General features: G+C 70.8%; 1 protein-coding gene (cut by a window edge). It reads right to left on the reverse strand.

What is annotated here, in order from left to right; genetic code table 11:
- On the reverse strand, positions 1-13,999 hold the 5' portion of the coding sequence (locus AABA78_RS18240) for a non-ribosomal peptide synthase/polyketide synthase (RefSeq protein WP_338264288.1). The gene continues 21,929 nt to the left of window position 1, outside the view; 13,999 of the gene's 35,928 nt are visible here — the first part of the coding sequence; it begins with the start codon at positions 13,997-13,999; the stop codon falls past the left edge of the window.
- Between the last annotated feature and the right edge of the window lie 11 nt (positions 14,000-14,010).

Consider the following 14,010-nt stretch of genomic DNA (forward strand, 5'->3'; position numbering starts at 1 on the left):
CGGCCTGCCAGGTGAACATCACCTGGAAGAGCGGCGTCCGGCTCAGGTCACGCTCCGGCTTCAGCTCCTCCACCAGCTTCTCGAACGGCACCTCCTGGTGCGCGTACGCGCCCAGCGTCGTCTCCCTCACCTGACGGAGGACGTCGCGGAAGGAAGCACTGCCTTCGAGCTTCGTGCGCAGCACCAGCGTGTTCACGAAGAAGCCGATGAGGCCTTCCAGCTCCGTTCGATTGCGGCCCGCGATGGGCGTGCCCACGCTGATGTCCTGCTGCCCACTGTAGCGCGCCAGCAACACCTGCCACGCCGCCAGCATCACCATGAAGGACGTGGCCCCCTCCTGACGGGCCAGCGCGGAGAGCTTCTCCTCCAGTTCCTTCGGCATCAGCACCGAAGCGTTCGCGCCGTGGAAGCGCTGCACCGCCGGACGCGGCCGATCCGTCGGCAGCTCCAGCGCGTGCGGTGCGCCTTCCAATTGCTGGCGCCACCACGCCAGCTGGCCTTCCAGCACTTCGCCTTGCAACCAGCCTCGCTGCCATGTCGCGTAGTCCGCGTACTGCACCGGCAGCTCCGGCAACGGCGACTCGCGGCCTTCCGCGTACGCGCCGTAGAGCGCGGCGACTTCCCGCACGAGCACGTCCATCGACCAGCCGTCCGATACGATGTGGTGCATCACCAGCACCAGGACGTGCTCCGTCTCCGACAGCCTCACCAGCGTCGCGCGGAACAGCGGACCCTGGCTCAGGTCGAACGGGCGCAAGACCTGGGCCTTGGCCAGGGCGCGAACCTCGGCTTCACGCTGTGCTTCCGGCAGGCCGTCCAGGGCCGTGACGGTCCACTCCAGTTCCCCAGCCGGTGACACCACCTGCGACGGTTGACCGTCGTGGACCTGGAACGTCGTGCGCAGGGCTTCGTGACGACGCACCAGCTCCGTGAAGGTGCGGCGCAGGGCTTCAGTGTCCAGGGTGCCGGTGAGGCGCACCGCGGCCGGCAGGTTGTACGAGGCACTTCCCGGCTGGAGTTGATCGAGCAGCCACAACCGCTGCTGCGCGAAGGAGAGCGGCTCACGGCCCGTGCGGGCTGTCGCGACGAGCTTCGGCACCGCGTCGCCCTGCTTCCCGGACTCCACCCGAAGGGCCAGCTCCGCGACCGTGGGGGACTCAAAAAGGGCGCGCAGCGGCAGGTCGATGTTGAAGGCCGTGCGGATGCGCGACACCGCCTGCGTCGCCAGCAGCGAGTGGCCTCCCAGTTCGAAGAAGCTGTCCTCGACCCCCACCTGCTTCGCGCCCAGCACCTGCGCCCAGATGCTCGTCAGGGCCTCTTCGGTCGCCGTGCGCGGCGCCACGTACTGGCGCGTGCGCTCCGCTCCCGCCTCCGGCTTCGGCAGCGCCTTGCGGTCCACCTTGCCATTGGCGTTGAGGGGCAGCGCCTCCAGCACCACGAAGGCCGACGGCACCATGTACTCCGGCAACCGTCCCTTCAAACCACTGCGCAGCGCGGCCGACTCCACCGTGTGGCCCGGCTGCGCCACCACGTACGCCACCAGTCGCTTGTCGCCCGGTGCGTCCTCACGCACCACCACCACCACGTCTCGCACCGTGGGCTGCTCGCCGAGGGCGGTTTCCACCTCTCCCAGCTCGATGCGGAAGCCACGCACCTTCACCTGGAAGTCCATGCGGCCCAGGTACTCCAGCGTCCCGTCCCGGCCCCACCGCACCTTGTCTCCCGTGCGGTACAGCCGCGTCCCCGCCGCCCCGTACGGATTCGGCACGAAGCGCTCCGCCGTCAGGCCCGGCTGGCCCAGGTAGCCTCGCGCCAGGCCTTCTCCGCCCAGGTACAGCTCCCCGGGCACGCCCACCGGCACCGGCTGCCCGTGCGTGTCCAGCACGTACGCCTGCGTGCCTTCCAGCGGACGACCAATCCTCGGCTCTGTCTTCGCTCCGCGCTCCACTCGCGCGTGCGTTGAGTACGTCGTGTCTTCTGTCGGGCCGTAGAGGTTGTTGACCTCCTTCACCTGCGGCAGTGCGTACAGCGCCTGCACCAACCGGTTCGGCAGTGCTTCGCCCGCAAGGTTCACCGTCTCCACCGACGACGGGATGCCCCCGCTTCGCACCAACTCCGCCACCGCCGACGGCACCGTATTCAGCAGCGTGACGCGGCCCGCATCCTTCAGTCCGGCGAGCGCCAGCGCGTTCTCCGCCACCACCACCGTGCCGCCGCTCACCAGCGGCGCGAAGACTTCGAACACCGACAGGTCGAAGTTCAGCGACGTCGCAGCAAGCACGCCCTTCAGTTGCTCTGCCTTGAAGGTACCCGTAGCCCACTTCAGGAATGCCACCGCGCTGGCGTGCGTCACCGCCACGCCCTTCGGGCGGCCCGTGCTTCCTGACGTGTACAGCACGTACGCCAGCTGCCGCGGCTCCGTCTTGCTGGCGGGCGCCTCCACCGGGTACCCAGCCAACACCGTTGCATCCGTGTCGAGCCGTACGCGCTGGCCGGTGTACTCCGGCAGCACGTCCTCCAGGTTCGCCTGCGTGATGACGACAGGCGCACCCGTGCCCTCCAGCATGTAGGCCAGACGGTCCTTCGGGTACGTCGCGTCCAGCGGCACGTAGGCAGCGCCCGCCTTCAGCACGCCCAGCAGCGCCACCACCATCGCTTCCGTGCGCTCCACGCACACGCCTACCCGGCTTTCCTCGCGGATGCCGAGCGTGCGCAGGTGCCGCGCCAGCTGATTCGCACGGGTTTCCACCTGCGCGTACGTCAATGCCCTGCCCTCGTGCACCACCGCCACCGTGCCCGGCGTCTTCACGGCCTGCGCCGCGAATAGGCCGTGGATCGTCTCCGCCGTGGAGACCTCCGCCTGCGATCCAGCGAAGCGCTCCAGCACCTGCTGACGCTCCTCGGCCTCCAGGAGCGGCAGGCTCCAGAGGTTCGCGTCCGCGTCCTTCGTGATGCTGGCCAGCAACGTGCCCAGGTGGCTCAGCATCCGCTGGGCCGTCTCCGCGTCGTACAGGTCCGTGCTGTATTCGAGCGACGCCGCCAGGCCCCGGCCCGTCTCCGCCACTCCCAGCGTCAGGTCGAACTTCGCCGTCGTCCCTTCCGTCTGGAGCGAACGCAGGGTAAGGCTGCTGTTCGGACGCACCTCTCCCGAGGTGTTCGTGGCAGCCGCTTCGGTCTGCCACGTGAACATCACCTGGAAGAGCGGCGAGCGGCTCAGATCGCGCTCCGGCTTCAGCTCCTCCACCAGCTTCTCGAACGGCACTTCCTGGTGCTCATAGGCGCCCAGGGTCGTCTCGCGCACCTGGCGCAGCACCTGCCGGAAGCTCGTGCCAGACTCCAGCTTCGTGCGCAGCACGAGCGTGTTCACGAAGAAGCCGATGAGGCCTTCCAGCTCCGTGCGGTTACGACCCGCGATGGGCGTGCCCACGCTGATGTCGTCCTGGCCGCTGTAGCGCGCGAGCAACACCTGCCAGGCCGCCAGTACCACCATGAAGGGCGTCGCGCCCTCCTGACGCGCCAGCTTGAGCACCGCCTCCTCCAGGGCCCTGGGGAGCTGGAGCGCGGTCCTCGCACCGGAGATGCCCTGCACCGCCGGACGCGGTCGGTCCGTCGGCAGCTCCAGCGCGTGCGGAGCCCCCTCCAGCTGTCCACGCCACCAGGACAACTGCTTCTCCAACACCTCGCCGCGCAGCCAGCCGCGCTGCCACGCCGCGTAGTCCGCGTACTGCACGGGCAGCTCCGGCAGTGGCGACGCGCGGCCCTGGGAGTAGGCGCCGTACAGGGCCGCCACTTCCCGAACCAGCACGTCCATGGACCAGCCGTCCGACACGATGTGGTGCATCACCAGCACCAACACGTGCTCCGTCTCCGTCAGCCGCAGCAGCGTCGCGCGGAACAGGGGCCCCCGAGCGAGGTTGAACGGACGAGCAGCCTCTGCCTCCACGCGCTTGCGCGCTTCGGCGTCCTGCTCGGCGGAGGTCTGGCCTTGGACGGAGACCTGCTCCAGGACGGACGCGCCAAGGGCGGAGATGCGCTGGACCGGTTGACTGTCACGGGTCTGAAAGGTTGTTCGCAGGGCTTCGTGCCGGCGCACCAGCTCCAGGAACGTGCGCTCCAGGGCCGGCACGTCCAGCGTGCCCGACAGCCGCACCGCGGACGTCATGTTGTACGACGCGCTCCCGGGCTGGAGCTGATCCAGGAACCACAGGCGCTGCTGCGCGAAGGACAGCGGCAGGTCGTTCGCGGAGCGCTCCACCGGCACGAGCTTCGGCACCGCGTCGCCCTGCTTCGCGCGCCGGGCCTCGTCCACCCTCATGGAGAGGGCCGCGACGGTGGGTGCTTCGAAGAGGGCGCGCAGCGGCAGCTCCACGCCGAACGCGCTTCGCACGCGCGACATCGCCTGCGTCGCCACCAGCGAGTGGCCTCCCAGGTCGAAGAAGTTGTCGCTCGCTCCCACCCGCGCCACGCCCAGCACCTGCGCCCAGAGGTTCGCCAGCAGCTCCTCCGTCGGCGTCCTCGGCGCCACGTAGTCCGCCGCCTCCTGCGCCCCTTCCGGCGCAGGCAGCGCCTTGCGGTCCACCTTCCCGTTCGGCGTCAACGGCAACGCGTCCAGCACCACGAAGGCCGCCGGCACCATGTACTCCGGCAGGCTCTCCTTCACGTGCTGCCTCAGCGCCGAGGCCTCCACCCCCTCCGGGGCCACCACGTACGCCACCAGCCGCCGCGGCTCCTCCCGCAGCAGCACCACCGCCGTCCTCACCGCCGGGTGCTTGCCCAGCACCGACTCGATTTCCCCCAACTCCACCCGGAAGCCACGCAGCTTCACCTGCGTGTCCGCTCGGCCCAGGAACTCGATGTTCCCATCCGAAAGGTGTCGCGCCCTGTCCCCTGAGCGGTACAGCCGCGCTCCAGCAGCCCCGTACGGGTCCGGCACGAAGCGCTCCGCCGTCAACTCAGGCCTGCGCACGTACCCGCGCGTCACGCCCTCTCCGCCGATGTACAGCTCCCCCGCCACCCCCGGCGGCACCGGCTTGAGCGCCGCGTCCAGCACGTACATCCGCACGTTCGCGAAGGGCCGCCCAATCGGCACCAGCCGGTTGTCCCCCGCCTCCAGCGCCTCACTCTCGAACCACGTGCTGTCGATGGTGGTTTCGCTGATGCCGTACGAGTTGATGAGCCGCGTCTGGGGGCCGATGACGCCTCGAATCCTCCGGTACTCATTCACGTACCAGGCGTCCGAGCCGGCAATCAGCACTCGCATCGACTCAAGCCGCTGGCCCGTCTCCTCCAGGTGCTGCAACAGGCCTCGCAGCACCGCAGGGACGAACTCCGCGCAGTCCACCGCTTCGGCTTCCATCAGCCCGTGCAGTTTCACCGGCTCCAGAAGCCACTCTCTCGGGCAGAGCACCAGCTTCCCGCCACTGCACAGCGCTCGCGAGACGTCTCCTCCGAAGACGTCGAAGGAGAAGCTCGCCATCTGCAGGTGGCTTCGCGGCCCCTGCTTCAGTCCGTAGCTGCGCTCCCACCCCAGGTACGCATTCGCCCAGCTGCGGTGCGACACCATCACGCCCTTCGGCGTCCCCGTGCTTCCCGACGTGAAGACGACGTACGCCAGGTTCTCGAAGCCCGCCGTGCGCGCGGGCGCGGAAACGGGCAGCGCCGCGCGGGCCGGTGCCTCTTCGTCCAGCAGGTAGCGGCGCAGGCCCGGTGCCTCCACCGTGCCTTCCAGCGCCCGCTGCGTCAGCAGCAGCGACATGCGCGACTCCGACACCATGAGGGCCAGTCGGTCCGCCGGGTAGGACGGGTCCAGCGGCACGTACGCCCCGCCCGCCTTCAGAATGCCCAGCAGCGCCACCAGCAACTGCGGCGTGCGCTCCAGGCACACGCCCACCAGCACCTCCGGGCCCACTCCCAGGGCTCGCAGGTGGTGCGCCAGCTGGTTCGCCTGCGCTTCCAGCTGCCCGTACGTCAACGCTTCTCCGCCCGGCGCCACGACGGCCGGCGCCTCCGGCTGCACCCGCGCCAGCTCCGCGAAGCGCTCCGGAATGCCCTGCTCTTCCGGCAGCGCCACGTCCGTGGCGTTCCACTCCACCAGCACCTGCTGGCGCTCCACTTCACCCAGCAGCGGCAGGTCCAGCACTCGCGCATCCGGACGCGCCGCGATGCCCTCCAGCAACACGCCGAAGTGCTTCAGCATCCGCTCCGCCGTCGCCGCTTCGAACAGGTCGCTGTTGAACTCCAGCGCCACGGCGAGCCCCGAGGCGCTCTCCATGACCGAGAGCGACAGCTCGAACTTGACCGTTTCGCCTTCCGCTTCGATCGGACGCAGGCGCAGACCGGTCGGCAGCTGGACCGACGGCAGCGTCGCGTTCTGGAGGGAGAACATCACCTGGAAGAGCGACGAACGGCTCATGTCGCGCTCCGGCTTCAGCTCCTCCACCAGCTTCTCGAACGGCACTTCCTGGTGCGCATACGCGCCGAGCGCCACCTCCCGCACCTGCCGCAGCGTCTGCCGGAAGCTGGGGTTGCCATCCAGCCGCGTGCGCAGCACGAGCGTGTTGATGAAGAAGCCGATGAGGCCTTCCAGCTCCGAGCGGTTGCGGCCCGCGATGGGCGTACCCACGCTGATGTCGTCCTGGCCGCTGTAGCGGGAGAGCACGACCTGCCACGCCGCCAGCAACGTCATGAAGGGCGTGGCGCCCTCCTGCCGGCTCAGCTCCCAGAGCGCGTCGCGCAGCGCGGCCGGCAACGTCACCGAACGGCTGGTGCCCCGGAACGTCTGCATCGCCGGGCGCGGCTTGTCCGTCGGCAGCTCCAGCGCATGCGGAGCCCCCGCGAGCTGCTGCTTCCAGTAACCGAGCTGCGCCTCCAGGACCTCGCCCCGCAGCCAGCCGCGCTGCCAGGCCGCGTAGTCCGCGTACTGCACCAGCAGCTCCGGCAGCGGCGACGGCTGGCCCGTGCTGAACGCCCCGTAGAGCGTCCCCACTTCGCGGATCAGCACGCCTCGCGACCAACCGTCGGAGACGATGTGGTGCACCGAGAGCAAGAGCACGTGCTCGGTGTCACTCAGGCGGATCAACGTCACCCGGAACAACGGGCCCCGCTCCAGGTCGAACGGACGCCGGACCTCTTCCTCCGCCAGGGCCTGGGCGCGTGCCTCGGCGTTCGCGTCGGACGACAGGTCCACCTGCGCCAGCGGCACCTCCGCCGCGGGCGCCACGACCTGCACGGGTTGGCCTTCCTGCGCTCGGAACGTGGTGCGCAGGGATTCGTGACGGCGCACCAGCTCCGTGAACGTGCGGCGCAGCGCGGCCACGTCCAGGGCCCCCGACAGCCTCACGGCCGTCGGGATGTTGTAGAAGGCGCTGCCCGGCTCCAGCTGATCCAGGAACCAGAGGCGCTGCTGCGCGAAGGACAGCGGCAGCTCGCCCGAGCGGTCCGCCGGGACCAGGGCCGGCATCTGGACGCCCGTCCCGGACTGCACGGCGGCGTCGATGCGGACGGCCAGCTGCTCCAGCGTCGGGTGCTCGAAGAGCGCGCGCAGGGGCAGCTCCGCCTGGAACGTCTGGCGGATCCGTGAGAGCGCCTGCGTCGCCAGCAGCGAGTGCCCGCCCAGCTCGAAGAAGTTGGACCTGGGGCCCACCTGCTTCGCGCCCAGCAGCTCACTCCAGATGGCCGCCAGCCGCTGCTCCGTGGGCGTGCGCGGGGCGACGAAATCCTTCGCGTCCGCGTCCGTCGCTTCCGGCCTGGGCAGGGCCTTGCGGTCCACCTTGCCGTTGGCGTTGAGCGGCATCGCCTCCAGCACCACGAAGGCCGACGGCACCATGTACTCCGGCAGCCGTCCCTTCAGCTCGCCGCGCAGCGACGTGGCCTCCACCGTGCTGCCCGGCTTCGCCACCACGTACGCCACCAGCCGCTTGTCTCCGGGCGCGTCCTCCCGCGCGATGACGACGGCTTCACGCACGCCTTCGCATGCGCTCAGCCCCGCCTCCACCTCACCCAGCTCCACGCGGTAGCCGCGAATCTTCAGCTGGAAGTCCACCCGCCCCAGGAACTCCAGCTTCCCGTCCTCCCGCTGCCTCACCTTGTCGCCCGTGCGGTACAGCCGCGCCCCGGGCTCCGTGCTGAAGCCGTCCGGCACGTACCGCTCCGCCGTCAACTCAGGACGCCCCACGTACCCGCGCGTCACCACCGCGCCGCCCACGTACAGCTCTCCCGCCACGCCGCGCGGCACCGGATGCCCACTGGCATCCAGCACGTACATGCGCGCGTTGCCGATGGGACGGCCCAGCGCCAGCGTCGCCGCGCCTTCCTCCCACTCACCCTCCACGGGGTTGGTCAGCACGCCCACCGTCGTCTCTGTCGGGCCGTAGTGGTTGAAGACGGCGCACTCCGGCGCCAGCCGCTTCACCGTCTCCACCAGCTCCTTGTCCGACGCCTCCCCGCCCACCACCAGCCGCTTCCTCGGCAGCACGGCCTTTGCGTTGGGGCCACTCAGCAGCGCGCGCAGGTGCGAGGGCACCACCTTCAGCCCGTCCACCCCGTGCGCCTGCATGTACGCACCCAGGGCTTCCGCGTCCGACGCCACCTCCTTCGACACCAGGTGCAGCGTCCCGCCTCCGCACAGCATCGGGAAGACGGCCGTGTGCCCCAGGTCCGCCGCCAGCGTCGTCACCGACGCGAAGCTCATCCCCTCTTCCAGCCTCAGCCTTCCGCGGATGCTCCCCACGTAGTTGGCCAGCTGCCGGTGCTCCACCACCACGCCCTTCGGGCGCCCCGTGCTTCCCGACGTGAAGATGGCGTACGCCGCGTTCTCCCCGCGCACGCTCGTCTTCACCGCCTCGGTGCTGCCGCCGGCCTCCTCCACCGCTTCGACGATGACGGTGACGAGCCCCAGGCCCGCCACGTCCGCCGCCTGCGCCTGCTGCGTCACCACCACGCGCAGCCCCGCGTCCTCCGCGATGGCCTTCACCCGCGCCTCGGGGAAGGACGTGTCCATCGGCACGTACCCTCCTCCGGCCTTGAGGATGCCCAGCATCCCCACCACCGCCTCCACCGTCCGCTCCACGTACAGGCCCACCAGCACGTCCGGGCCCACCCCCTGCTTCACCAGCGCTCGCGCCAGCCGGTTCGCCTTCGCGTCCAGCTCCGCGTACGTCAGCTGCTTGCCTCCCGCGACGACCGCCACGCCCCCGGGCACGCGCTCCACCTGCGCTTCGAACTGCGCGTGGATGCTCTCCGACGGCACGGCCTCCGCCGTCTGGTTCCACGTCGTCAGCACCTGCTCCCGCTCCGCCTCCGCCAGCATGGGCAGTGCGCTCACGGACGCGTCCGGATTCGCGGCGATGCCTTCCAGCAGCACCCGCAGGTGCCCCATCATCCGCTCCACCGTCGCCTGCTCGAACAGGTCCGCGCGGTAGTCGGTCACGCACAGCAGCCCCATGCCGGTGTCCTTGAAGGACAGCGTGAGGTCCACCTTCGCGGCGCCTTCGTCTCGTCCCAGCGAGCGCAGCTTGAGGCCCGGCAGCTCGATGGACGAGGCCGGCGTGTTCTGCACCGACAGCTTCACCTGGAAGATGGGCGAATGGCCCAGGCTGCGCTCCGGGTTGAGCGCCTTGACCAGCTCCTCGAACGGCAGGTCCTGGTGCCCATACGCGCCCAGCGCCGTGTCCTTCACGCGCCGCAGGAGCTGCCGGAACGTCGGGGCGTCGTCCAGCCGCGTGCGCATGGCGAGCTGGTTCACGAAGAAGCCGATGAGGCCCTCCGTGTCCGCGTGGTTGCGGTTCGCGATGTCCGTGCCCACCACGATGTCCGTCTGCCCGCTGTAGCGCGACAGCAGCACCTGGAAGCCCGCGAGCAGCGTCATGTAGAGCGTCGCGCCCTCTTCCTGTCCCAGCGCCTGGAGCTTCGCAGACAACGCCTGGGGGAACTCCGTCGGCACCGCGCCCGCGCGGTGCGTCCGCACGGTCGGCCGCGGATGATCCGTGGGCAGCTCCAGCAGCGGCGGCGTGTCCCGCAGCTGCTCACGCCACCAGGACAGCTGCGCCTCCAGCGCTTCGCCGCGCAGCCAGCCTCGCTGCCACGCCGCGTAGTCCGCGTACTGCACCTTCAGCTCAGGCAGCGGCGAGGGCCGCCCCGCGTGGAAGGCCTCGTAGAGCGCGGCCATCTCACGCATGAAGATGCCCATGGACCACCCGTCGGAGACGATGTGGTGCATGGTCAGCAGCAACACGTGCCGCCGCGCGTCCTGCCGCAGCAGCGTCGCCCGCACGAGCGGGCCCCGCGTCAGGTCGAAGGGCTGGCGCGACTCCGCCATCGCCCGCTGCTCCAGCGTCGCCTCGACTTCAGCCTGCGGCAGCGCGCCCAGGTCCACGACCGCCAGCGCAACCTCCGGCACCTCGGAGATGACCTGCACGGGCTCCCCGTCCTTCACTCCGAAGGCGGTGCGCAGGGACTCGTGGCGGCGGAGGATCTCCTGGAAGGCGCGGCCCAGCGCGGGCACGTCCAGGTCTCCCTCCAGGCTCACCGTCAACGGGATGTTGTACGCCAGGCTTCCCGGCTCCAGCTGATCCAGGAACCACAGGCGCTGCTGCGCGAACGACAGCGGCAGCGGCTGTTCGCGCGACACCGGCACCAGCGGCGGCACCTCCGGCCCCACGTCCTGGACCTGGGTCGAGAGCCACGCCGCGAGCGCGGCCACGTTGGGCATCTCGAAGAAGGCCCGCACGGGCAGGTCCACGCGGAACGCCTGCCGGATGCGCGACACCGCCTGCGTCGCCAGCAGCGAGTGCCCGCCCAGCTCGAAGAAGTCCGCGTTGCGTCCCACGCCCTCCACGCCCAGCAGCTCCGCCCAGATGCGCGCGAGCTTCTCCTCCGCGCCAGGCCGGGGCGCGGCGTCGCCGGTCTCCACCGCGAGCTTCTGGAGCTCCGGCTTCGGCAGGGCCTTGCGGTCCACCTTGCCGTTGGGCGTCAGCGGCAGCGCTTCCAGCGCGACGAAGGCCGCGGGCACCATGTACTCCGGCAGGCGCTCCTTGAGGAACGCGCGCAGCGCCTCCGCGTCAGCCGTCTGCTCCTCCTGCGGCACGACGTACGCCACCAGGCGCTTCTGGCCGGGCACGTCCTCGCGCGCCAGGACCACCGCGTCCCGCACGGACGCGTGCTGACCGAGCGCCGCTTCGATTTCGCCCAGCTCGATGCGGAAGCCACGCAGCTTCACCTGGTGGTCCACGCGGCCCGCGAACTCCAGCTGGCCGTCCGCGCGGTAGCGCACCACGTCGCCCGTGCGGTACAGCCGCGCGCCGGGCTCGCCTCCGAAGACGTCGGGCACGAAGCGCTCGGCCGTCAGGTCCGGGCGCTCCAGGTAGCCGCGGCCCACGCCCACACCGCCGATGTACAGCTCACCCAGGACGCCCGTGGGCACGGGCTGGCCCGCGCGGTCCAGCACGTACAGCCGGGTGTTGGGATACGGCCGGCCAATGCCCGGACGCCCACCGTCCGGCGCGCAGAGGGTGCTGGTCGCGGTGACGCTGATCTCCGTGGGGCCGTAGCAGTTGAGGAACCGGCGTCCGGCTCCCCAGCGGTCCACCAGCTCCGGCGGCAGCGCTTCCGCGCCGGAGATGATCGTCTCCAGCTCCGGCAGCGCGTCGTGCGGCAGGGCCGCCAGGACGGGCGGCAGCAGCACGGAGGTGGTGATGTGGCGGTCGCGCAGCAGCGCCGTCAGCTCGGGGCCGGGCAGGAGCGCGTCGCGCGGCACCAGCACCAGCGTGCCCCCTCCCGCCAGCGTGCCGAAGATCTCCAGCACGGAGGCGTCGAAGCCGAACGCGGTGAACTGCAGGACGCGACGGCCCGGCTGGATGCCGAAGTCCGTCACGGTGCGGGCAATCGTGTTGCGAATGCCCCGGTGCTCCACGACGACGCCCTTGGGGCGCCCCGTCGAACCGGAGGTGAAGATGACGTAGGCGGCGTTGCGCGGCTCCGTCAGCGACGGCGGCGCCTCCTTCGGCCTGCGGGCGATGGCCGAGGCCTCCTCGTCCACCAGCAGCAGCCACTCGCCGCGCGACGGCAGCGCGTCCGCCAGCGACTCCTGCGTCACCACCACGGGGACGCGGCTGTCCTCCAGCATCGCGCCCAGGCGCTCGGACGGATACGACGGGTCGAGCGGCACGTACGCGCCCCCCGCCTTGAGCACGCCGAGCAGCGCCACCACCAGGTCCAGCGAGCGCTCCAGGCATACGCCCACGCGCGTCTCCGCGCGCACGCCCAGGCTCCGCAGGTGCCACGCGAGCTGGTTGGCTCGGGTGTCCAGTTCCCGGTACGTGAGGGCTTCGCCCTCGAACTCCGCCGCGACGGCGTCCGGCGTGCGCTCCACCTGGGCCTCGACGAGGCCGTGGAGCCCGCCGTCCTCGGACAGCGCGAGCGCGGTGTCGTTCCACGCCTCCAGGAGCGTGCGTCGCTCCTCGGCGGGGAGCACGGGGAGGCGGGAGACGCGCTCCGCCGGCTCAGCGACCGCGGACTCCAGCACCGTGCGGAAGCCGGCGGCCAGGCGCTCCATGGTGGAGGCATCGAACAGGTCCGTGCCGTACACCCACTGGCACGACAGGCCCTGCGGGCTCTCCGTGATGGAGAGCGTCAGGTCCAGGTTCGACTGCACGGACTCACTGCCGGAGGCGCGGAAGCTCAGCCCCGGCAGCTCCAGCGACGACGTGGGCGTGTTCTGCAGGATGAGCTTCACCTGGAACAGCGGCGCGTGGGCGAGGCTGCGCTCGGGGTTGAGCGCCTTGACCAGCTCCTCGAACGGCAGGTCCTGGTGCCCGTATGCACCCAGCGCCGTGTCCTTCACGCGCGCCAGCAGCGTGGTGAAGGACGGGTCGTCCTCCAGCCGCGTGCGCATGGCGAGCTGGTTGATGAAGAAGCCGATGAGCCCTTCGGTCTCCGCGTGGTTGCGGTTCGCGATGTCCGCGCCCACCACGATGTCCGTCTGCCCGCTGTGGCGGGACAGCAGCACCTGGAAGCCCGCGAGCAGCGTCATGTAGAGCGTCGCGCCCTCGCGCTGGCTCAGGGTCCGGAGCGCCTGGGTGAGCCGCTCCGGCAGCATCCGCTGGAGGATGGCGCCGCGCGTGCCCGCCACGGGGGGACGCGGACGGTCCGTGGGCAGCTCCAGCAGTCGCGGGGCTCCGCCCAGTTGCTGGCGCCAGTAGGAGAGCTGCGTCTCCAGCGCGTCGCCCCGCAGCCAGCCTCGCTGCCAGGCCGCGTAGTCCGCGTACTGGATCTTGAGCTCGGGCAGCGACGCGGGCTGGCCCGTGCGGAAGGACTCGTAGAGGGCGGTGACCTCGCGCACGAGGACGCCCATGGACCAGCCGTCGGAGATGATGTGGTGCTTCGCCACCAGCAGCATGTGGCGCTGCGTGCCCAGGCGCAGGAGCGTGGCGCGGAACAGCGGGCCCCGTCCCAGGTCGAACGGCCAGCGCGCCTCCACGCCCGCGAGGCGGCGGGCTTCCAGCTCGATGGCGTCCCCGTCCAGCGTGGACAGGTCCACCGTGTTCAGCACGTGCTCCGGCGCGGGCGCGATGCGCTGCACCGGCTCCTGGCCGCGCGCCTCGAACGTCGTGCGCAGCGACTCATGCCGCTCCACGAGCGCGTGGAACGCACGCTCCATCGCGGACACATCCAGCGCACCCTCCAGGCGGAGGGCCGTGAACATGTTGAAGGCCGTGGATCCGGGCTCCATCTGATCCAGGAACCACAGGCGCTGCTGCGCGAACGACAGCGGCAGCGGCCCCGTGCGCGGCACGGGCACCAGCGGCGGAGCCTTGGCCCCGAGCGCCGCGGCATCCACCCGGATCGCCAGGTCCGCGACGGTGGGCGCTTCGAACAACGCACGCAGAGGCAGCTCCACGCCGAAGACGGAGCGCACGCGCGAAATCGCCTGCGTCGCCAGCAGCGAGTGTCCGCCCAGCTCGAAGAAGTTGTCCCGCGCGCCGACGCGTCCGACGCCCAGCACCTTCGCCCACT

It is taken from the genome of Corallococcus caeni (assembly GCF_036245865.1).
In the GTDB taxonomy this organism is placed as follows: Bacteria; Myxococcota; Myxococcia; order Myxococcales; family Myxococcaceae; genus Corallococcus; species Corallococcus caeni.